This window comes from Lysinibacillus sp. FSL W7-1291 (assembly GCF_038593415.1).
Lineage (GTDB): Bacteria > Bacillota > Bacilli > Bacillales_A > Planococcaceae > Lysinibacillus > Lysinibacillus fusiformis_D.
Map to the genome: position 1 here is coordinate 607,375 of NZ_CP151994.1, position 23,163 is coordinate 630,537.

Sequence of the window (23,163 nt, forward strand, 5' to 3'; positions counted from 1 at the left end):
GTTAATTGTAAGAATGAAAAAAAGACTGTCCTTCCATTATACGATTAAAATGCAGTAATGATAAGCTGAATGATCAGAAAGAAAAAAATGAATTCAAAGATAGTTAACAAGCCAATTGATTTGTGTTAAAATCTGAATAATCAGATAACTAAGGAGGGATGAAGGATGATGCAAGTTCAATACATGAAGCCGTTTTACACAAAAGTTACTGGAGACAAATTACGTCTCGTATTTGCTTATCAATATTTCTCTATTTTAAAAGAGAATGAGATTTTCCATTTCATTCCTATAGAAGGTAAAGAGATGATTATCAACATGAAGACACAGCAAATTGAAAATTTATCTGAGGTTTTTGTTTTCCAAAAAGGAAATCGTTTTATCAGATTACCACTTTATCAACTACTGCTTATTACGAATGTTCATGAGCATCTAGCACCAATACTTGAAAGCGCAACACCGAAGAAACAAATTCCACTTGTTTCATCTGTGACGGTTGGCGAAATCGATCAGCTTATCGCAGAACTAGAGGAGAAAAATTTTGATTATTTAATTGATCAAACATTATTGGAGAACGATAAAGAACTCTTTTTCGAACTGCTACAGCAAAAGAGCCATCAACTTGGAGGTTTAACAATTGAATAGATGGAATGCCCAGTAAGCACCTACTTTTCAGAAATGATAAGCAGGTGCTTTTACTAAAATTTGGCATGTACCTCCAGAAGGAGAAGAATTGTATTCCAGCACAAGCTACGATAGGAGAACACCTTCATTAAACGTCTGCTACTATTATATTGCCACAAAGCTGAATGAGCGACTTGCAAGTCAGCTAATCATCATCGCTCATAATGGCTATAGGTTCACTAAAAAATCTGGACACCACTAAGCTGAAAGGAGTCATGTACCTATAAATTGTTAATAATGCATAAAAAATTAGCAACGATTCCCATAATGGTGATTAATAGAATAGAGAATAGGCCGATATACATATTAAGAAGGTGGTGAAAGCATGCTTGGTAAGTGGTCAGCTACGGGGATGTCGATCCTGAATAATATGAATCGGCATCAAAGTGCGATGAGTAAAGCTATGCTACGCATTTCGTCGGGGTATCGAATCAATAGTGCAGCGGATGATCCAGCTGGATTGGCGATTTCTGAAAAAATGCGTTCTCAAATTCGGGGATTGAATATGGCGGCTAAAAATATACAGGACGGCATTTCTCTCGTGCAGACAGCAGAGGGGGCACTGAATGAGACACATGCGATGATTCAGCGCATGCGTGAATTAGCAGTGGAGGCAGCCAATGACACATTAACCGATGATGATCGTGAAAAATTAGAGCTGGAGTTCCAAGAATTAAAGAAGGAAATTCAGCGCCTCTCTACGGATACAGAATTTAATACGAAGACATTACTCAATGGAGATCATGAGACAAATAGCATTAAAATTCAAGCAGGGGCCAATGCAGGGCAGCATATAGAATTATTTATCAATGGTATGGGCTCTGAAGCACTTGGTTTGAAGGATGTGTCCATTGCTACTCGAGAGGATGCAGATAAAGCCATCTCTTCAATGGATGAGGCTTTAAAACGTGTATCTAATGAGCGTTCTCGTCTAGGAGCGTACCAAAACCGTTTGGAACATGCTTATAATGCTAATGTTAACACCGCAGAAAATTTACAAGCGGCAGAGTCTCGTATTCGAGATGCAGATATCGCTAAAGAGATGATGAATATGGTGAAGGCTCAAATTTTGATGCAGGCCAGTCAATATGTCTTAGCTATGCATATGCAGCAAGCACAGTCTGTTTTAAAATTATTAGAAATCGGAAAAAAATGATGAATTTCAATATTAATTGAAATTCATCATTTTTTCATGTTTATTGTGAAAAAACCTCAATGGCTAATTTCGCCGTTGCTGTTGCTTCATTTTGTAAGGGTATGATAGCCTGACGCATATTTTCTTGAACCGTCGTAAATGATTCAAGGATTGTGACGGCTTGTTCAAACAATGTCACACCGTTCCAATCATCTGCTTCGACATGACCAATAACTGGTTGACTGACAATGTCAGCAAACGCATCGATTTTTGGATCGTACGAGATGGCGATAAAAGGAGTCGCATAGATTGCAGAAAAAATGAGAGAATGTAGTCGCATCCCAATTAATAATTGAGATTGTCCAATTACTGCGATTTTCTCCTCTATGGATAAATCGGCTGGCGCAATCAAACTTTTCTCCTTCATTAGTGCAGCTACTTCCTGTGATGTTTTTAAATCATGCTCACCATGCATAGGTAAGAAGACAATTTGCTCACCTTGACGTACTAATTCGTCTAGGCTATGCGCAATTTTTTCTTTGTACGCTATGGCGGATGGCCAGTCACGCACACTTACAGAGATATAGCTATCTGCTGATAATGTGACACTTTCGAGCCATTCACTATGAAAGTCACTACCGTTAAGTCCCATAACGGGGTCTGGCACAAGCTTAGCCTCTTTTCGTACACCAATCTCTGTTAGAAGAGCTTGAGAGGCTTTATCTCGGACTGTAATTTGCTCTACCTTATTAAAGACAGAGCAAACAATGAATTTACTTAGAGAGTGATTAATCGGGCCCATGCCTTGGGCGTAAACAAATACTGGTTTTTTCAACCATTTTGCTATTTGGATAACGCCCGCATAGTAAGGAATGGTTTTCATTCCTGTTTGATCCTGCATAAGGCTACCGCCACCGCTGATAAGTCCATCTGCCCTTTTAAGCAATTGGCGTATTTCTTTCATTTTCCAACGATTCACGGCTTTGACACCGTATGTTTGCTCAGTAGCTGCTGGATTATTGGATAATACCGTGATTTCTATATCATGCTGCCACTTTTTTAGAGAGTGGATAATGGAGAGCAGGATGGCATCATCGCCAACATTATCAAATCCATAATAGCCAGATAAAACAACGTGCATTATGACCACCTCGCGATTGCCTTAGAAACCCAACGATAACCAATTTTGAAGATGAGGATAAACACTAATCCTACTACAAGGCCAAGAGATACGCTGTATAGTGTACGCAAGACAGAAACAGCTACTGGAATGTGTAGGTGGGTAAATGTATTGACGATGGATAGGAATCCGATAACACCTGGTACAAGTAGGATACTACCCCATTTGCGATTAATCCCCATTACATATAACGCTAAAATAAAGAATGGGAAACCAATTAAAAATTCCTTCGTCCTTGGTCGAACATACAATGTATTTTCGAGCCATTGTCTAAAGGCTAATTCCATATCACTGACAGAGCCAGAGTTACCTGTACGGCTAATGTAAAATAAACCGATACCTGCGACAACCACTAGTAATAGCACATGCCAATATTTTAGTTCTTTGTTTAACAATGTGACGGTATTCGATAAAGATTTTTTGATGTTTTGCTCAGCTAGTCGGTTGATCTCAATTACAGTAAATAATAATACACCCATAATTGGAATGAGATAAACAAGCTTAACCCCTTTAAATACGGCAAATCCTGTCATAAAGGCATTACCATTTAATAAGCCAATGACAATGATAATCCCAATAAGGCTAATGGCTACGGCCTTCACATATTGCACCAAGATTTTAGACATTTTCGTAGAGCCTTGCGCTGATTTGATGACTGCATAGGTTGGTGCAAGGACTGCAATAATTAGTGCAAATGCTTGTAAGAATAGAGTACTTTTTAGAATAAAGTACGCAATAGCTAGTAACGCCATAAAGCCAGCTGCCGCTATACGAAGAGGCACCCATTTTACTAACTCTGAAACGATAAAGATAAATAAAATACCTGCTAATAATACGGTTGCTGTGACCCATGCTGGAACGGCAACTTTATCAAATAGCTTTGGTTCACCTGGTTGGAAATGATCGGGCATTGTCTCATGAACACCATTTAAGTATTCAATCGTGTCTTCTATATTATCTTTGGCATTGCCTGTTGTTTTAATATGATAGAAGATGGAGCGAATATTACGCTCTTTGACAGCTCGTGTTGTACGGTCAATACTTGCATTTAACTTTAATTTTGTTTCTCTGTTGACATTGATACTATGCAAACGAATCATATGATAATCCGTCATTTGAGCGATTTTACTTTCGCCTTTGAGCGGGTTGCTTTCAATTGTGTAGAAGTAATAGCCAGCATCACTTAATTTTTCAACTAATTGATTGCCATCTTCTTGTCCAAATCCAATGGCTTCATCGCCTTGGCCAAGCAAACGACCAGCAGAAGCATCTTTTAACGCTAGTAATTGATTTACTATTTTTTCATTAGCTACTTCATTATCTGCATTTTCCACTTTAAAGATGTGGGCTAGTTCATGCTTACTAATCATATCAATCGCAGGCTGATCGTAGCCAATTGGTGTTTTTAAATCAAAATTGTGGTTAGAAGCAGGGAGGAAATAAAAAGCTTCTTCTCCTATTTGTACTTCCTCTGGTTCCATGCTTTCCATGATAAGCTTCTGATAGCTTTCATTTTCAGGCACTCGAATATAATAGCCACCCTTAGTGATATCAATAGCATCTTTATAAGGTGTAAATAATAATTGCGCTGCTAATTCGCTTTCTTTATAAACCGTAATTAAGTTTTGTTTTTCCATTTCCTTTAATGTTAAAGGCTCTAGACTTACCGTATTCAGTCCAGCATCCTTTAAGGAGGAAAGGATTTCATCCATTGTTAAATCGCTATTTTTTTCTGCGGTTTGTATTTCATGATAGGGAATGACAATTTCATAAGCATTATTCGATTGCTCTGCATTCCACCTCATCATCATACCTGTGGAGGAAACGATGAGTAAAAGAACAATGATTCCCCAAAGCCATTTCTGTTTCGACATAAGTGTCCTACCTCTCTTAATTATGAAAATCTTTTTCCGATAACAGGGATTTTCTTTAAATCTTGTTTATGGATTGCTTTCATCATCCATAGAAGAAGGAAATAAAGAGCTCCTCCCACTATGATTGCAACAGTTAGATAACCCATCGCCAACATTCGAGACCAATGTGTAAAATCAAGCCAAAGCGTTGGTAAACCAACGGCTGCCCCCATTACAATGGAAGACACAATCATTTTTACCGTATCTTTTCCAAGAACAGTGAAGCGAATCATACGATAAATAAAGACAGAATTCACAATAAATAACACTAAGTACACCAACAATGTTGCATATGCAGCACCATCTAAACCGAATTCTTGAATAAAGAAGATGTTCGCAAACACCTTAAGGACAACTCCACTCAAAATAATGATGGCTCCTGTTTTGGCAGCGTTCATGCCCTGTAAAATACCTGTTCCAAGTAATGTCAGGGATGTAAAGACCGAGCTAAGGTTAATGATGGCTAACATTAAGCTTCCCTCTAAGTCTTTGAAAAGAGCTAGATTTAAAGGCAAGGTTAAGGCTAGCAACCCGATAGCAGCTGGCCAAGAAATAAGATGTGTCATACGATGTGTTCGTTCAATAATACTGCGTGTTTCATTCAATTTACGTTCTGCTAGCTTCGTTGTAATCAGCGGCACAAGTGGTAAGATAATTGAAGAAGCGAAAACCGTTGTGATTTGAACTAATGTCAGTCCTCGACCATAAATCCCGTAAAGGAAGCTAATCTCACTTGCATCTGCTCCAGCATTTCTTAAGCCATATGTGACCGTGAAGGAGTCAACGAAATTAAAAAGTGCCATTGTTACAGAACCAATTGCAATGGGTATGGAGATTTTTAAAATGGTTTTACTGTATGTGGAAAAATCCTTACTAGAATATTTCTCCTTGCTCGTCACTTTTACCGAAGAACGGAAATATTTAAAGAGTAAATAGAAAAGTGATCCAAGTGCACCTAATACAGAACCTGCCATAATACCACCAGCTACGATATCATTGGAATAATCCATCGCAACTAAGAAATACGCAACAATTAAAATTAAAGCGACACGTACTAATTGCTCAATCACTTGTGAGATGGCAGTAGGTCGCATATCCCCAAAGCCTTGGAAAAATCCTCGATAGACAGCCATATAGGGAGCAACGAGTAGTGTTAGGGCTACAATGATTAATGCAATCTCCGTTGAAGGGCCACCAAGTGCATTCGCTATCTGCTCTGAAAAGCCGTAAATGATTGTAAAACTAATGACGCCAAAGGATAATGCAAGGATTCTTGCAGTCACATAAATTTTCTTAATTTTGGCAGTATCCATACTCGTCCTAGCTTCCGCAATCAGCTTAGAAATAGCGATAGGGATACCAGCAACGGATAAATACAGTGCCACCATATAGACAGGATAAACAAGACTAAAGATACCGAGTACTTCATCACCAGCAATATTTTGCAGCGGTATACGGAAAATACTACCGATTACTTTAGAAAGTAATGTTGCAATTGTTAAGATAAGTGTACTTTTGACAAAGGTTGACTGACTCATTTTGTTTTGCCCTGACCTTTAAGCTTTAATGCAAAAACCTTTAAAGCAAAGCGAGGGAGAACGAGCATTCTGCCAAAACGACTTGGCTGACGCAGCACTCGGTAGAGCCACTCCAAGTTTAACTTTTGCCAAATGACTGGAGCACGCTTTACAGTGCCAGCGATCACATCGAAGGAACCACCTACACCGATAAATACACCCTTTGAAAACTTATCCAGATTTTCTGTAATCCATTTTTCCTGTCTTGGTACACCTAATGCTACAAACACGAGATCAGGCTGTAATGTCGCGATTTCATTTGCAAAATCATTATTATTCCAGTCGAAGTAACCATCATGATAGCCAACGATATCAACATTTGGGTAGTTTTTATGAATATTCGCAACCGTCTTTTCGATTGTTTCTTTTTGTGCACCTAATAAATAAATTTTAAAACGCTTCTGCTGACCTACTTCCAGCAGTCGTACCATCGTATCATAGCCTGTTACACGCTCTGGCAGTGATTCACCAAGGATTTGTGCAGCTTTAACGACACCAATGCCATCCGCACAAATGTAGGTCGCCTGCTGTAAATAATTCATTACAGTGGCATTTTCGTTTGCCTGCATAACAACTTCTGGATTGGCTGTTACAACGAAAGTCTTTTCTTGCTGTTCAATACGATGAACGAGTAAATCAACAAACCCTTGCTGATTAATATGTAAAAAGGGTACGCCCATAATTGTTACATGCCTCATATAGTGTTCAAACCTTTCTGTAATTCCTTTTTCACTGCAATCTATCATACCATAAAAGCAATATTGACAGGAAATTTTCGTATAGGGGTTTAGTCGTTATGGAAGAGGGTATATCTCAGACAAGGGAATGAAAGCGGAAAGGGATGTCGATAGTCATAGTCGAGTAGCGCCTATTACTTAGCATGATCGATGAAACAGCTGAATAAGCATAAAATTGTACTAAATTTTAGGAGAATTTTTTCATAATCCTAACATATAATTTCGAGTTTCTTCTATTATATAGCGATCAAATAGTAGGACAAAAATGAACAATAAAAAGAGTGCGCAGCAATGTCGCACTCTTTTTTAGATGATCGCAATTGAATCATTTTTTTACAATATAATCACCATGCACCCAGCCAGTTTTGCCGTTGTAGATTACCTGATACCAAGCACCATTTTTTATGAACTCACCTTTGTCATCGACTTCACCAATAATAAAGCCATTCGGTTTCACTGTTCCTAAAATAGCGCTTGTAGTGGAAGGTTCACTTCTGACATTGAGCGTGATATTCATGTTAACAATCTGTAGACCATTTTCAAGCATGACATAATCATCAAATACCCAGCCTTCTTGTCCATTAACACTTACTTTGAACCAGCCACCATTTTCGCCAAGGACTTTAAAGGATGTATCCTTTGGTAAATTCGTAATGATTGAAGCATTATCAGTTGTAGTCGGGTACGTTCTCATATTGAGATTAATCGTAACCTTGCCTGTGGCTCCAGCTAACCCTAAATCCAACGCATATTGCTTCGTTGGGCTTGGTAATGATGGCGCGGAAGACTGACTTTGATAAGCAGGTACATCAAACACCAAATTAGTTGTTGTATGAGCACCAATTAATTCGTAGATGTCATAAATCTTTTTCGCTTGAATGACTGCCCACATCACATGCGTAGCATATTGGTGAACGGTTGGATTTTCAGGATTCCAACGCATTTTATATAGTGTGTCTTGCCCCTTGCTAATATACTGATCCTTTACAAATTGAGCACCACCAATAATAGCATCCTCAACAGTAAACCAACCATTTGCATAGGCACGCTCAGCCCCATATTTATTAGCATCTGCATCAATAGCACCAATACCATAAGCATTGTAAGTTTTCTTAATCGCTGTTAATTTTTCACGATTTTCTGCGGTCGCCATCATCGGTTTACCATTAGTATCTAAACCAACGTCGATACCTTTAATAAGTGATGAGCCACCATTGGCTGTTTCATGTAAGGCATGGGATACCAAATAAATGGCATTGACATTGTTATCGACACCCGCTTTTATAAAGGCATCAGCTGTATTCGCTAAGCTTCCTTTATTCGCAAGTACCTTATCATTCAGTTCCTTTGCACTAAGGTTATTCACCACAGTAGATAATTTTAAAAATTGATAATAAGATGGGCTATCCTGCATAAAGCTTTTTGGGTGCACATAGTATGACACTAGTGCCTCGCTAGCCGTGAAAATGCCTGCACCATCGACCTTTGGATTATTCTTCGCCTGATTACGTACCACCGTTGAGTAATCGTGTGAGTAGTTCGTCGTAGTGTATTGCTTACCACCTGTTTCAGGTGCTTCCAAATGGATTAAACGATAGAGCACAGTAGCTGCCTCGGCACGAGTTGTTTGGGCAAGAGGTGCAAATTGATTATTAGGCTTCCCGACAAGTAGTCCTGTCGTGACGACAGCTTGTACATCTGCATAGGCCCATTTGGCAATACGAGCATTATCACTAAACGTAATAGGGGAGGAAGTTGTGTTGATGTTTTGATAATGGAGAGCCCTTTTTAACATAGCCGCCATTTCCTGACGGTTAATATGATCATTTGGGTTGAACTTACCTTGCTCATCACCTTTGATCAGTCCGTGATAGCTTGCCTGTTCGATGACCCCGTAATACCAGTCGCCCTTCTTAACATCTGAGAAGGTTGCATTACTAGAAGCAGCTGGCAGATTAAGTGTTCTAACTAGAAATGCAGCAAACTCAGCACGAGTAACAGCATCATTCGGACGATAATTGCCGAATTCATCACCTTTCATTAAATCGTTGGTAATAAGATAGTTCATTTCATGGTAGGCCCAGTGCTTCGAAAGATCTTCTGCTGAAGCGGAAGTAGGTGCCAGATATAACATTCCGGCAAGCACGGCCCCGTAAAGAGGAAATTTACGTTTCATTTTTTTAGCTCCCTTCAATAGCTGATGATGTTCTATCAAACTATCAAAAGTGTAGCATAAAAATAGCCAATCTATCATTACAACATGAGGACAGATAGAGACTGCTTTTCATTAATATAGTAGAAACTCTTGAAAAGTCTGGATTTTACAGAAAAGTACAAACAGTATTACTGTAGCTTTACAATTATTACTAAATTATTACGGGAGTCTTTAATTTTTGACAATTTAGTAACCATTCTAGAAAACACTTGGTTATTAAGGAGAGTCAGGTATAATAGGTAACGGAACTATATGTTACCAATCCAAATAAGGGGATAAATAGATGGGAGATTTTAAGTTTCTATAAAATACCACACTAGGTATGGTAAAAAAATCTTCTATAACTAAATTTATGTCCCAGTGCTTGAATTATGGAAAAAAGAGTGTTATATTATTGTAGAAAGTGAATAAGCTTACTAGAATGGTATTCTACTACTCTTTTTCTAGTAACTTTACTAAGAAAATTTGCTTTAGTTTTGAATTATTCAGGAAAGCTATAATACATAAATTTAGGCAACTAATTATGGTGGTACTATAGTTTTCATTGGAATAATATCAATTTTTAGGAATATTAGGGAGGAATACAAATAATGGCAAAGCAAAACAAAGGCCGTAAGTTTTTCGCGGCATCTGCAACAGCTGCATTAGTTGCATCAGCAATCGTTCCTGTAGCATCTGCAGCACAATTAAATGATTTCGATAAAGTTTCAGGGTACGCTAAAGAGGCAGTTCAAGCTTTAGTTGACAGTGGTGTAATTCAAGGAGATGCTAACGGCAACTTCAACCCAACTAGCACAATCACTCGTGCACAAGCTGCAACAATCTTCGCAAATGCTCTAGAATTAGAAGCTGAAGGTTCTGTAGACTTCAAAGACGTAAAAGCTGACGCTTGGTACTACGATGCAATCGCTGCAACTGTAGAATACGGAATCTTTGAAGGTGTAAGCGCAACTGAATTTGCTCCTAACAAACAATTAACTCGTTCAGAAGCAGCTAAAATTCTTGTTGAAGCTTTCGAATTAGAAGGTGAAGCAGATCTAGGTCAATTCGCTGACGCTTCAACTGTTAAATCATGGGCTAAACCTTACCTTGAAATCGCAGTAGCAAACGGCGTTATCAAAGGTTCTGAAGCAAATGGTAAAACAAACTTAAACCCAAATGCTTCAATTACTCGCCAAGACTTCGCAGTTGTATTCTCACGTACACTTGATACTGTAGATGCAACTCCAAAAGTTGACAAAATCGAAGTAGTTGACGCTAAAACTTTAAACGTTACTTTAACTGATGGTACTAAAGAAACTGTTACTTTAGAAAAAGCTCTAGAGCCTAACAAAGAAACAGAAGTTACTTTCAAAATCAAAGACGTTGAGTACACAGCTAAAGTTACTTATGTTGTAACTACAGCTACTGCAGTTAAATCTGTATCTGCAACTAACCTTAAAGAAGTAGTAGTTGAATTCGACGGCACTGTTGATAAAGAAACTGCTGAAGATGCAGCTAACTACGCTTTAAAATCAGGTAAAACAATTAAATCTGTATCTTTAGCTGCTGATAATAAAACAGCTACTGTTACACTTACTGATAAACTTAACAACAACAAAGCTGATGCTATTAGCATTTCAAATGTAAAAGCTGGCGATAAAGAAATCAATGTGAAAAATGTTGAATTTACAGCAGTAGATAATAAAATTCCAGAAGTTACTGAAGTTAAATCTTTAGGAACAAAAGCTGTAAAAGTTACATTATCTGAGCCTGTTGAGAATTTAAGTTCTACAAACTTCACATTAGACGGAAAAGCGTACTTCGGAAATGTTGTTATGGGTGCTGGTAATAAAACAGTTATCTTAACACCTTACAGCACTTCTGCACTTTCTGTTGGCGATCATAAGCTTACTGTTTCTGGTGCAAAAGACTTTGCTGGTTTTGTTTCATTAAATTCAACACATGAATTTAAAGTTGTTGAAGATAAAGAAGCACCAACAGTAACTGAAGCTACTGCAACACTTGAAACTGTTACATTAACATTCTCAGAAGATATTGATATGGATACTGTAAAAGCTTCAAATGTTTATTGGAAATCTGGTGATTCTAAGAAAGAAGCATCTGAATTCGAACGTATTGCCGATAATAAATACAAATTCGTATTCAAAGGCGCAGATAAAACTCTTCCAACTGGAAAAGTAGATGTGTATGTAGAAGATGTTAAAGATTACTCTGATAACAAAATTGCTAAAGATACAAAAGTTACTGTAACTCCTGAAATCGATCAAACTCGTCCAGAAGTAAGAAAAGTAACTGCTCTTGATGAAAAAACTATCAAAGTTACATTCTCTAAAACTGTAGATCCAGAGACTGCAGTAAAATCAGGCAACTACACAATTAAAGACAAAGATGACAAAGTAGTTTCTGTTGATAAAGTAACTGTTGATTCAAAAGATTCTAAATCTGTAATTATTGACCTATACTCAAAAGTAAGTGTTGGTGAAAATACAATTACAGTTAAGAATGTTAAAGATGCTACAAAACTTAACAACACAATGCTAGATTATACTGGTAAATTCACAAGATCAGATAAAGAAGGTCCAGATTATGAAGCTGTAATCAATGCTGATGCAAAAGCTAAACGTGTTGTTTTAAAATTCGACAAAAAAATGGATGCAGCATCTTTAGCTGACTATTCAAACTACCTAGTAAAAATCAATGATACTTTACAAACATTATCAGAAGATGTTGCTACACTTTCAGTTTCAAACGATGCTACAGTAGTAACTATTACTTTTGCAGAGACAATTAAAGGTGACGATGTTGTATTTGCTTCTGGTAAACCAAATTCTGGATCTGGTAAAGTAAATGTAAATGAATTACAAGTTATGGGAGTAAAAGATACTTCTGGTAACTTGCATAAGAAATTTAATGGTTCAGCAAATAAAATTACTTTAACATCAGCATCAACGCCATTAACACTTGCTCAGATTGACACAGATTATTCTGCAGATTACAAAGCAGAATTAGTTGATAGAAAAACTGTAAAAGTTAAATTCTCTACAGTTATTAACTCAGCAGCTGCAAATGCATTTACTTCTGAATCACATAAAATTGATTCTATTCAAGTGAATGGTACTTCAACTGTTACAGTTAAATTCAAAGATGAAATTAACACAAACGCTTCTGGTTTAGATTTAAAAGTTAATTTATCTAAATTAGTTGATATTGCAGGAAATGAAAGTACAAATAATACTCCAATTGCAATTACAGCTGGTATTAACTTATTAGATTCTGTTGCACCAGTTGTTGTAGGAGAGCCTGTTGTTGATAAAGAAACAATCACTTTCACTTTCTCAGAAAACTTAACTAGTGGTTCTATTGGAGAAGTTTTAAGCACAGACTTTACTGTAACTCGTGTATCTGATAATAAAGATTTAGCAATTAAAGATTACAGTGTTGCTATTGAGAATAATAACCAAGTGGTTATTACACTTAGTGACAACCGTGAATTTGCAACTGCTTATAAAGTTACAGCAAAAAATGCTAAATTAATCACTGATAATAATGGTCCGAAGAAAAATGCAATTGCTGATTTCAGTAAAACAACAGCTACTAAAGTTGAAACTAAATCAACTATCGATGGTAACGCTGCTACTGAAGCACTTAAAGCATTAAACAAAGGTATTGATGAAGGTAACGCTACTTTAGTGCAATATACTGCAGTAGGAATTACAGGAGTTACAGCTTCTAACTTAGCGGCTGTTAATACAGCAGTTAAGGTTGGTAAAACAAAAGACTTAACAAAAGCTGAAATCCAAACAGCAGTTGATAATCATTTAGCAGCAGTTGTACTTGCTGATTTAAATACTGCTAAAGCGGCGGTTGAAGGTGCTACTTATACTACTCTAGTAGCTGCTGATACAAATGTTACAGCAGCAGCAAAAGTAAAAGCAGTAGTAGAGGCTTTACCAGCAGTTAGCTCTAAATCATTTACAGCTGAGGTAACAGAGGTTAACTTCACTGCAGCAACAGCTGGAACAACTGATGGTGAATATCAATTTACTGTTAAATTAACAGCAACTGATACTCAAAATGTAACTACATCAACTGTGACTGTAGTAATTCCACAATAATTTGCCTGAGATATCAGACTCTAAAACAGTTCATATGAATAACGTGCACTAGGTGCACAAACTGTTCTTACAATTAATTGCAATTTTAGAATGTGAAAGTGCTCTACATAGCTTCGGCTTTGTAGAGCTTTTCTTTTTCACCACAAACAAAGCTGGTTACAAACATATATTATTTCCTTGAATGAGCACTAAAACCCAATTTCGGTATTAGTGCTCGTTCAAGGAGTGAATTACATGGAAGAAAATCAAAGGAAAGTACCTATGACACGTATTCAGTTAGTTGTTATTGTACTTGAATGAAAAGGCTCTCAACTATTTGATGTAATATGAGTTCGCCAGAAGAATCCTTGATTTCCATTTGTTAGGTGATCTGAAAAATAAAAAAAGTAGCTAATTTGGTCCTGCACCCCTAAAGTTAGAGTCAAAAATCTAAACTTTAGGGGTGTTTTTATATGGCGAAATACAGCGAAGAATTCAAAATACATGTGGTTAATGAATACATGAAAGGCCCCTTAGGTTATAAATTATTAGCGAAAAAACATGACATACCAAATCATTCGCAAATAAAGCGGTGGGTACGTGCCTTCAAAGAATTTGGAGAAGTTGGATTACGTAGAAAAGTAACAAAACAGGCTTACTCTGTTCAATTCAAGCTCGATGTATTACACTTTATGAAACAAACAGGTGCTTCTTATCAAGATACAGCGATTGAATTTAACATGAATAATCCAGGGTTAATAGCGAACTGGAACAGTAAATTTTTGAAGGAAGGTATAGAAGGCCTGCAAGAAAAAGCGAAGGGACGGCCACTTATGTCTACTAATCCTAAAAATAAACCTGTCAAACAACCAAACACATTGTCTCGTGAAGAACAGCTAGAACGTGAAAATGAGCTTCTCCGATTAGAGATTGCGTACTTAAAAAAGTTAGACGCTTTCGAGGCGAATCCGGATGCCTTCCTCGAAAAGCACAAGCAGCGTTGGCATTCGAACTCAAAAAAGAAGGGTTCCGATTGAAAGATGTATTGAAAATCGTTGAGATCCCAGAAGCAACGTATCATTACCATATTCAACAGTTAAAAAATGAAGATCCCAATCAAGAATGGAAAACGTTGATTTTAGCGCTATTTGAGAAGCATGAAGGTAGATATGGTTATCGCCGAATCCATGCAGAATTAAAAGCGCAAGGATACGTCATCAATCACAAAAAAGTACAGCGAATCATGAAGGAATTGGGCTTAAAGTGTGTGAAATTCATTCGTAAATCTCGTTATAAATCGTACAAGGGCAAGGTGGGCAAAGTCGCAAATAATCGATTAAACCGCCGTTTCAATACGCCAAACACTTTACAAAAACTGGTGACAGACGTAACAGAATTCAAGTGTACCGAAGATGAAAAACTTTATTTAAGTCCAATTATGGATCTCTATAATGGCGAAATTATTGGGTTTAGTATGTCTAAACGCCCAACATTGGATTTCGTATTAGAATCGCTACATCAAGTTCTGCCAATTATTCAGAACCAAGCTACATATCGTGCAACAATTCATTCGGATCAAGGCTGGCATTATCAATATAATTCATGGGTGAAAACATTACGGCAAAACAAGGTTTTCCAAAGCATGTATCGCAAAGCGACATGTGCAGACAATGCGGCGATGGAAAACTTCTTTGGCATACTCAAACAAGAGATGTATTACGGTGAAGTATTAATCCCGTTTGAAGAATTGAAGGAAAAAATCGAACGATATATCGACTACTATAACAATGAACGTATTAAACAAAAATTGGCTGGCATGAGTCCAGTAAAATACCGAACTCTAGCCAGCCAATTAGCTGCATAATAAAAACTCTAACTTTAAGGGGTCACTACCTTTATCTTTGAATAGATTAGCTACTTTTATTTTTAACTTACATTTAAAGTGGATTGTTCTTTTTGGATAGCCTTAATAGACTCTGTTCTCCATACTTCATTTTCTATGGTGATTATCCAAAAGTTATGTAACTTTTTTTTATAAAACAAGTCTAATTAAGAAAATATAACTTTACTGGGAGTTCTAATAGTAATGAAGTTACTTATCAAATATTATGCACATATAATTTGATAAAAAGCTGACTTCATTACCTTTAAAATACAGTACGATGGGGGTTATACATAAGGATTTATCAAGTAGCAATGAGTTTGATAGAAAATGTTCATGGAGATTTGGAAATAGCCTTTTCTTTCTATGAAGCTTTTGAAGGAGAGGGGTTAGCACTCTAGTACCGAATTCAACTCTTTTCGATAAAAATCCCACATTTTAGGGTTTTTTCGTGTTAAGATGTTAAAGACTATGGAATGTGAAAAAGGAGATTAGCATGTTTAAGAAACTTAGGAATACATGTATTGTATCGGCAGTTGCTTTGGCTACCATTTTGCCTGGACAAGCATCTGCAACAGCTATTAGTAAAGATGGAATTCAGATAAAAAACAATGTTTCGATTACGATTAATGGAGAGACGATTAGTGTCAATGACCCTATCTTAAATAAATCGGATTTCTTATTATTACCGATGCGTGCATTATATGAAGCGATTGGTGCGAATGTGGAGTGGAATAAGGATACATTGACAGCGTCAGCTACTCGAAATGGTAAGCTTGTCGATTTAACGATTGACTCTATGAACGCATTAGTAGATGGGGAAGAGGTGGCGATGGATGTCGCACCGTTTATGTATAAGGACCGAACTTATATGCCATTACGCTTTGTCAGTGAAAACTTTGATGGCACTGTGAATTGGGACCCCGATACTCAAAGTGTAGATATTACGTTATCTGATGAAACACCAGAGCAACCTCAAGAAAACCCATATATTTTACATATTAATAATCATCGCATTGTGATGAAAGATCCAATTGTGATGAAGCAATCAAGATCCTACATCCCAGCGAATTATATATATGAATACCTTGATGATTCAACAGGCATGTGGCTACCAGATAACTCTTTTGAATTACAAATAGCTGGCATGAGCTTTGTTTTTAAGGATAACAGTAATCAAGTTTTAGTGAATAATGAAGTTGTCACTTTAGAAGAGGTTCCTTTTGTTCAAAAAGGGAAGATGTACGTTCCTATTACCTTTGTAGTGAATGCATTAGGCGGAAACTTGCGTTATATAAGTGAAAAACGAGAAATGTATTTATATGTCTATCATTATATGTATACAAGCTCTTTCCTTGAAAAATCATTTGGCTCAACAGCTTATCCAGAAGCCGTTCCTTCTGCTCGTTTAGAGGGAGATCGTGATTTATTTATTAGTGACAACCCAGAAACTTTAACACGTAAATTAGTTCCTAAATCTAATGCTACGCTTGCACAATACGATGTGAATGCAACAGCAGCAACGAATAAGCACCGTATCTTTGGTTGGCATTATAACACATTAGGGACAGATGTGAAGCTTGGAATTACGGTTCAAAATAAATCTACTACAGAGAGTATTAAGGTAACAGAATCGAAGGGCATTAACCAAAAAACTGGGAACAGCTGGGTAGGCCACGATATTGGTTTAACAATTGCTGATGCTGTTTTAAATAACAAGCTTCAAAGATCAACAAGTAAAGGTACTGTGATTGAACCAGGAGAAACAAAGGTTATTGAAACATACGATTTAGAATACGACTATATCATTGGTTTTTTACATGATCTAGATATCCAAGCGGCTAACGGTGGAAAGCCAGAGTATACAATTCGTACAGTGCTTACAAAGGATAATAGTGACTTAAGAACGATTCAATCAGAGCAGGTTGCTGTTGATGAATATGCTAAACATCCAAGGGGTGCTTGGCCAAGTGCTACAATTCTAGCAGAGCTACCAGCCTATACAGTAGATTCTCCAGAGGTAGGCTATAACATTTCTAACGGTCGTACAGACCATTTACAAACGGCTGAAAATTCCTTCTCCCAAATCAATGGAGCAGTAGGGAATCCAGGTCATTTTGGCATGAACTATAAGGTGTCGATTCCAGTGGTGAATTCATCTGGCACATCAAAAACGATTAAGATGAAATTAGCTGGTCGTGGTGGTTTATATAGTGGTGCTATTAAGGTCAATGGCAAAGTATATTTAGTGCCTTCTTTACGAGTAGGAACAGAATATGTTGAACTGCCAGAGTACACAATTGATGGTTCATCAGGAACAATTGAATTAGAACTAATGCATGCTGGTGGTGTCAATCTTCCAGTAGCTATCTATGTAGGAACAAAATAAAAAAGTCACTGGCACGGGTCATGTGACATGAGATCGTGCCATACTTTGAATATATTCGGAGTGAAGAAATTGGCAAGAAAACTAGTAACAATTATTGTAGCCCTATTTGTGCTTATACTAACAGTTAGCCCAATCGATGGACAAGCAGCTGGTTTAGGGAATAAAGTCAGTGAAGTTAAAACGGAGGTTTCACCACAGGTAACACATACACAGCAAAGCTATACTTCAGGTTCTATTCGTGAGTTTGTAAATGTTTTAGATGTAAATTTAAATAATACATATACAAAATTAGAAATCGGTATGCCCAATCCTATTAATTCATTAAAAACAACATCAGCGATGGCAAAGCAAAATACGTATGATGGACATCGTGTTGTGGGAGCTGTCAATGCTTCTTACTTTTTAGGTAATGGTATGCCCGCGAACTTGTTAGCGGAAAAAAATGAAATAGTGAACTATGGTATTTTAGGAGATACGTATGATAGCCCAACACAAAAACCAGTTGCGTTTGGTTTATCAAAATCAGGGAAAGCGATAGCAGATTATTATACAACAAATCTAACGTTCCAAGTGAATGGCAAAAGCTATCCTATTGATCTCATTAATAGTGAACGAGGAACGAATAAAACAGTTTTATATACACCTGAAAAAAGAACGACAGGTACGAATACATGGGGTGTAGAATTAGTGGTGACAAGTGCTAGCCAAGATACAAATGTCTTGCATTTTGGCGATCAGTTTTCAGGCACAGTTTCGCATGTAACAGCCTATGGGGCAGAAGGTAACTCATCTGTACCAGCGGATGGCTTTGTTATTTCTGTTCAAAATAAAGAGTTAGCTGCTGAATTAAGTACAATTACTTCAGGCACGAATGTGGATGTAAGCTTATCCATTGATCAAAAATGGATGGATGCTCAATTCATTTTAGCTGCTGGACCAATGCTAGTGCGAAACGGCAAAGTAGATATTTCGATGCCGACGAATTCTGGTTTTGCTTCAACACGTAGTCCACGTACAGCAGTTGCAGTGGATGCCACTGGTACGAAGGTTTCTCTTGTAACAATTGATGGTCGCATAAGCGGTCACAGTAATGGTGTTAATTTATCAGATTTAGCTTCTCATTTAATTTCAATGGGCGCTTCTTCGGCTATTAACTTAGATGGAGGCGGCTCTACAGCGATGGTCGTGCGTAATCCAGGTGGCTATTTCGCCAACCTAGTGAACAGACCATCAGAGGGCAGTGAGCGTCGTGTATCAGCCATTTTGCAGGTTGTGAATACAGCACCACCAGGACAAGCAAAATCGATTACATTAAGTAGTGTCAGTCAAGTAATGAAAGGTTCGTCTGTAGATATGCAGGTAGCAAGTGCCTATGATCAATACTTGAATCCGATGACGATCAACCCAGCCAATATGAAATGGACTGTGGAAGGAAATATCGGGAAAATGGATGGGGCAACCTTTACTGCTACACAAAAAGGTGAAGGGAAAATTATCGCAGAATATGAAGGAATCCGTACGTCTACACCTGTAAAAGTAATAGACTTAGCAGAAAAACCTATCGTACTAGATAGCTTCGATAATGCGTCAACTTGGACAACTGAAGTGGCAAAAGCCAATGCTTCATTAGCAAACTCTAAAGAGTATGCTAGACAGGGAACTGCTAGCTTACAATTAAACTATGATTTTACGACAGCAGGCACAGGCACAAAAGCGGCCTATATGGTTGCTAAGACACCAATTGCTATGACAGGTCAGCCTAAAAACATCGGTCTTTGGGTATTTGGTGATGGCGGTAAGCATTGGCTAAGAGGTGTAGTTGTTGATGGTTCTGGCGCTAAGCATACGATTGATTTCACAAGTCAGGGCGGTTTAGACTGGAATGGCTGGAAGTACGTTACGGCGAATATTCCGAGTGATTTAGCGCAGCCATTGAAATTTGAACGATTATATGTTGCTCAACCAACAGCGTCTCTTCAAAAGAAAGGGCAGCTATACTTCGATCAATTACAGGCTGTCTATAAAGATAATCATGAGGAATTAATTTATACAGATGTTGCAAAAGGACATTGGGCATTTTCTGAAATCCAAAGCCTAAACAATAAATCGCTTATTAAAGGGTATGCCAATGGAACATTTAAGCCAGAAGCATCGATTACTCGTGCAGAGGCAGCGACAATCATTGCTAGAGCTTTAAATCTAACAACGACGAAGGATTCAAGCTTTAAAGATGTGAGTAAAGGTCACTATGCTTACAGTGCCATTGCTGCCGTAGAGCAGGCTGGTATTATTAAAGGGCAAGAAGCAGGGAAGTTTAATCCAAATGGACAGCTTTCACGTGCAGAAATGGCTGCGATTTTAACAAGAGCGTATAAATTAACAGGTACAAGTAAGGTAAGCTTCACAGATGTTAAATCAACACATTGGGCATATAGCAATATCCAAGCACTTGTGGCGAATAATTTAACTGGAGGTTTCCCAGACAATACATTTAGACCAGATGCACAAATTACACGTGCTCAATTTGCAAGCTTCTTAAATAGATGCTTATCATTAAAATAATATTGATGAATGAGGCTGGGACAGAACTCATTTTATTGAGAAAAAGCAAAAAAATGAATGTTATTTTTGTGATTTATTAAAGTATATGTGTTCTAATAACGCAAAAAAATGTTAGACCAAACTTGTAAATGGTCTAACATTTTTTCTTTTGTCCCAGCCTCATTCCGTGTTGTTGAAAAAAGATAATGTCAAAGGAAAAAAAGCAACTTTGCAAGGTGAGGGGTTGATTTCCGTTCCGCCAGCGTCTCATCTGTGATGCTAAATCCCCTAGGAGTGACGCTGGCTCCACTCCAATCAACCATTTGGCAAAAGTGGATTTTATTTCTCTTTCATACGAGCCGTCACGATCAAAATCGCTCCTTATTTGTCTGATGAGAGAAAAGATAGCTCCTTATTTTCAACGTGAAGAAGTGGTGAGTGACAACACCCCTCCAGAAAGAGTAGTGAATACTTTCACTTTATTTGCCTTTGCTAAAAAGAAACATTTTTATGGATTGGAGTGGAAGGCTACTTGACTCCCGTGGGATAGCGAGACAGGTGAGCTTCTAAACGGAGCGGTAGCGGAGGAAGCGGCTCGGCGCTCGTCCACAGGAAAGCAAGTAGCCTGCAACGGAAATCCATTTCTACCTTTCAATTGACTGTTTTGTTTTTCAACACTATGGAATCCCCTGTAGCTACTACAGGGGATTCGTTCGTAGCAAAAAAATCCGCTTAGCTCATAAGAGAGCGAAGCGGATTTTTTATTTAGAATACAATGTATTTCACATATTGTTTCCAAGTTAAATCTTTAAAATGGCTCCATTGTATTTTCTCAACAGGCAATGTGCGGAAGGTATAGGCTGCAATATTACGTTTCTCATTAGAGAGCATTGGCGTGCCTTCCTCTACATAGTCCATAAAAATAGCGGATTTCGCTGTGTTAAATTGCACATTGATATCGATCAGCTGGATTTTGCCCTCCTGATTGATAATATAAAGCTTTTTATTTCCTTTTTTAGTCGTCGCTAGCCACGATTTATCGACTTTGTAAGAATCGAATGCTTCATTGACAATAATGGATGCCTTGCCTGTAGTTGAAAATGGGATGTCCTCTAATGGAGCATCTTGCTGTAACGTTACTTCATAATTTGTTGGCTGTGGTAAAGCTGCTGTTTTGGCTAGCTCATTTGCCCAAAATGTATGATCATCTGTAGCGATCATTTGTTTTTCTAAAACCACACCTGATAAGGCATCTTTAACATGTTTGACTTTAAAATCAACGGTTTGGCCTTCCTGTACCTTTTGCCATTCCTTTTCTGATAAATAGGCATACATTGCTTTTTCATTAGAATAGATTTCAAACGTTACTGTACCAGCTTCTTCTTTAATGGCAGATACGATACCGTCAATAGGGCTGACAATGCCTTGACGAGATTGAATTTGTGTAATTTGTGCTTCAATTAGCGCAATTTGACGATTTGTTTCGGCAATATGTCGATTTAACAGTGCAACGGCTGTCGATGCTGAATTTTGTTGAGCAAGCTCTAATTTTAGCGTAACAGATAGTTTATCATTGATTTGGTCCGTATTAATCGAGCTTTTCGGATTAGAGCCATCTCCATATTCATCCTCAATTTGGTCGAGTGCATCCTGTAAATCACTTAATTCTGTTTCATAGGCAGTACGTTCTGATTCAAGCTTTGTTATCTCTTCATCTACCTCATCAGTTTGATAGGTAGCAAGCAAATCATTCATCATCACTTCCTGACCACGCTTTACATTCACAGCCGATAAGGTAGTTGCATCAGCCGTAATGGTAAACGTTTCAGCAGGTGCTACAATCGTTTCTTTATTGACACGCTCAGTATTTGTGCCGATATAAGCTTTTTGAAACTCGTTGATAAAGTAGGATCGTGTGATGTTGCTATCATTCTTGAAGACTAAATAAGCATTTATACCGATTACTAGCATCGCCAACACAATGGTCATACTTGTCCATGGTCTTGCTTTGATAAATGCCATCATCCTAACCCCCTAGCAATCCATTCTTTTATTGGTAGCACACTAATCATCCCAACAAATAAGGCCATAAATAGTTGAACACCAATCAATTTGACTACTAATATTTTTCTACTAGCTGCTTCCTCCCATTTAGATAGGAATAGATACTGCACCATAATGATTAGAACGGTCGTTACTGTTAATTGGTTGATGCTAAATAAGACGAAATCTGTTTCAATCACCTGTAGGGCAGCTGGAGCTAATGAGAAGAACGAAAACATTGTTGTATAGCCTACTGCGTAGAAAACAGCAAAGAGAATTGCTTTTTCGATTAATAAGAAGGCAACAACATAAAGCTGGACTTTTTTAATCCAAGAGTAAGGAATGTCCGTTAATAGATGTAATAGATAGGTAACCCCATAGTAATGGAAGCAAAAATAGACGATTGCCCATAATACAGCACCGAGCATGGAAAGTACGCGTGCTACAAAATAATCATTTTGTTGATCCATTGCGAATAGGGTCGTTAAATTTTCCGTCCCCATTCCCCAATATTCGCGTACAGCATACAACAGGATAAATAAAATAAACACTGATAATACGCGTTTCTTATATCCGATGACCTCACCTTCCTCTACTATGTTTGTAAAGTAGGTAGGATTTTTTAAGCTATGCCAGAACTTATAATGGTAAAACATAAACAGCGTCCTTTCTTCCAAAATAGGATTTCAAAGTTGTAGTATACACCTTGTAAAAAGATTATGACATATGAAATTAGCTGTTTTTTTTCATTAATTTCGTAGAAAAAAACATAT

The 23,163-nt window shown here is 37.6% G+C and carries 14 protein-coding genes; 7 read left to right on the plus strand and 7 right to left on the minus strand.

All coding sequences use genetic code 11. The features are described 5' to 3' along the window. Positions 1–165: 165 nt before the first annotated feature. Both NST76_RS02855 and NST76_RS02860 read left to right on the plus strand, forming a co-directional pair. Complete coding sequence (locus NST76_RS02855; protein ID WP_036124322.1) at positions 166–642, plus strand: transcriptional regulator; 477 nt, start codon at positions 166–168, stop codon at positions 640–642. A gap of 364 nt (positions 643–1,006) precedes the next feature. After that, entirely contained in the window at positions 1,007–1,837 is an 831-nt protein-coding gene (locus NST76_RS02860) for a flagellin (RefSeq protein WP_036124319.1), read from the plus strand. 40 nt (positions 1,838–1,877) lie between these two features. On the opposite strand, the gene csaB is transcribed toward NST76_RS02860, so the two are convergent. The 5 genes from csaB to NST76_RS02885 form a co-directional block, all read right to left on the minus strand. Next, entirely contained in the window at positions 1,878–2,957 is a 1,080-nt protein-coding gene (gene csaB / locus NST76_RS02865; protein ID WP_342544598.1) for a polysaccharide pyruvyl transferase CsaB, read from the minus strand. After that, positions 2,957–4,870, minus strand: coding sequence for a DUF5693 family protein (locus NST76_RS02870; RefSeq protein WP_089932974.1), 1,914 nt, complete (start codon positions 4,868–4,870; stop codon positions 2,957–2,959). Before NST76_RS02870 ends, csaB begins: the two co-directional genes overlap by 1 nt. 20 nt (positions 4,871–4,890) lie before the next feature. After that, on the minus strand, positions 4,891–6,447 hold the full coding sequence (locus tag NST76_RS02875; RefSeq protein WP_101966460.1) for a polysaccharide biosynthesis protein: 1,557 nt from the start codon (positions 6,445–6,447) through the stop codon (positions 4,891–4,893). Further along, complete coding sequence (locus NST76_RS02880) at positions 6,444–7,184, minus strand: WecB/TagA/CpsF family glycosyltransferase (RefSeq protein WP_231745119.1); 741 nt, start codon at positions 7,182–7,184, stop codon at positions 6,444–6,446. The genes NST76_RS02875 and NST76_RS02880 overlap by 4 nt, the downstream gene beginning before the upstream one ends. 364 nt (positions 7,185–7,548) lie before the next feature. Further along, on the minus strand, positions 7,549–9,399 hold the full coding sequence (locus NST76_RS02885) for an S-layer homology domain-containing protein (protein ID WP_342544601.1): 1,851 nt from the start codon (positions 9,397–9,399) through the stop codon (positions 7,549–7,551). A 629-nt stretch (positions 9,400–10,028) separates the two neighbouring features. On the opposite strand from NST76_RS02885, the gene NST76_RS02890 reads away from it, so the two are divergent. The 5 genes from NST76_RS02890 to NST76_RS02910 all read left to right on the plus strand — a co-directional run bounded on the left by NST76_RS02890 (position 10,029) and on the right by NST76_RS02910 (position 20,368). After that, positions 10,029–13,556, plus strand: a complete 3,528-nt coding sequence (locus NST76_RS02890; protein WP_342544602.1) for an S-layer homology domain-containing protein — start codon at positions 10,029–10,031, stop codon at positions 13,554–13,556. A gap of 452 nt (positions 13,557–14,008) precedes the next feature. Then, positions 14,009–14,572: a helix-turn-helix domain-containing protein gene (locus NST76_RS02895; protein ID WP_342544603.1), complete on the plus strand. Its 564-nt coding sequence runs from the start codon at positions 14,009–14,011 to the stop codon at positions 14,570–14,572. After that, on the plus strand, positions 14,458–15,399 hold the full coding sequence (locus NST76_RS02900) for an IS3 family transposase (protein WP_342545234.1): 942 nt from the start codon (positions 14,458–14,460) through the stop codon (positions 15,397–15,399). The genes NST76_RS02895 and NST76_RS02900 overlap by 115 nt, the downstream gene beginning before the upstream one ends. 514 nt (positions 15,400–15,913) lie before the next feature. Then, positions 15,914–17,806 (plus strand): stalk domain-containing protein, encoded by a 1,893-nt coding sequence (locus tag NST76_RS02905; protein WP_058845003.1) that lies wholly within the window; start codon positions 15,914–15,916, stop codon positions 17,804–17,806. 60 nt (positions 17,807–17,866) lie between these two features. Further along, positions 17,867–20,368 carry an S-layer homology domain-containing protein gene (locus tag NST76_RS02910; RefSeq protein WP_342545235.1) on the plus strand — a complete coding sequence of 834 codons (2,502 nt, stop codon included), beginning with the start codon at positions 17,867–17,869 and terminating at the stop codon, positions 20,366–20,368. A gap of 744 nt (positions 20,369–21,112) precedes the next feature. On the opposite strand, the gene NST76_RS02915 is transcribed toward NST76_RS02910, so the two are convergent. Then, on the minus strand, positions 21,113–22,372 hold the full coding sequence (locus NST76_RS02915) for an HlyD family secretion protein (RefSeq protein ID WP_342544606.1): 1,260 nt from the start codon (positions 22,370–22,372) through the stop codon (positions 21,113–21,115). After that, complete coding sequence (locus tag NST76_RS02920) at positions 22,369–23,046, minus strand: hypothetical protein (RefSeq protein WP_342544608.1); 678 nt, start codon at positions 23,044–23,046, stop codon at positions 22,369–22,371. Before NST76_RS02920 ends, NST76_RS02915 begins: the two co-directional genes overlap by 4 nt. Positions 23,047–23,163 lie beyond the last annotated feature (117 nt).

Bases quoted from the DNA above. Each gene is read 5' to 3' on its own strand.
- NST76_RS02875 (WP_101966460.1), bottom strand. From the start codon at position 6,447: ATGAGTCAGTCAACCTTTGTCAAAAGTACACTTATCTTAACAATTGCA.
- NST76_RS02870 (WP_089932974.1), bottom strand. From the start codon at position 4,870: ATGTCGAAACAGAAATGGCTTTGGGGAATCATTGTTCTTTTACTCATC.
- NST76_RS02890 (WP_342544602.1), top strand. From the start codon at position 10,029: ATGGCAAAGCAAAACAAAGGCCGTAAGTTTTTCGCGGCATCTGCAACA.
- NST76_RS02895 (WP_342544603.1), top strand. From the start codon at position 14,009: ATGGCGAAATACAGCGAAGAATTCAAAATACATGTGGTTAATGAATAC.
- NST76_RS02905 (WP_058845003.1), top strand. From the start codon at position 15,914: ATGTTTAAGAAACTTAGGAATACATGTATTGTATCGGCAGTTGCTTTG.
- NST76_RS02920 (WP_342544608.1), bottom strand. From the start codon at position 23,046: ATGTTTTACCATTATAAGTTCTGGCATAGCTTAAAAAATCCTACCTAC.
- NST76_RS02855 (WP_036124322.1), top strand. From the start codon at position 166: ATGATGCAAGTTCAATACATGAAGCCGTTTTACACAAAAGTTACTGGA.
- csaB (WP_342544598.1), bottom strand. From the start codon at position 2,957: ATGCACGTTGTTTTATCTGGCTATTATGGATTTGATAATGTTGGCGAT.
- NST76_RS02885 (WP_342544601.1), bottom strand. From the start codon at position 9,399: ATGAAACGTAAATTTCCTCTTTACGGGGCCGTGCTTGCCGGAATGTTA.
- NST76_RS02915 (WP_342544606.1), bottom strand. From the start codon at position 22,372: ATGATGGCATTTATCAAAGCAAGACCATGGACAAGTATGACCATTGTG.
- NST76_RS02880 (WP_231745119.1), bottom strand. From the start codon at position 7,184: ATGAGGCATGTAACAATTATGGGCGTACCCTTTTTACATATTAATCAG.
- NST76_RS02860 (WP_036124319.1), top strand. From the start codon at position 1,007: ATGCTTGGTAAGTGGTCAGCTACGGGGATGTCGATCCTGAATAATATG.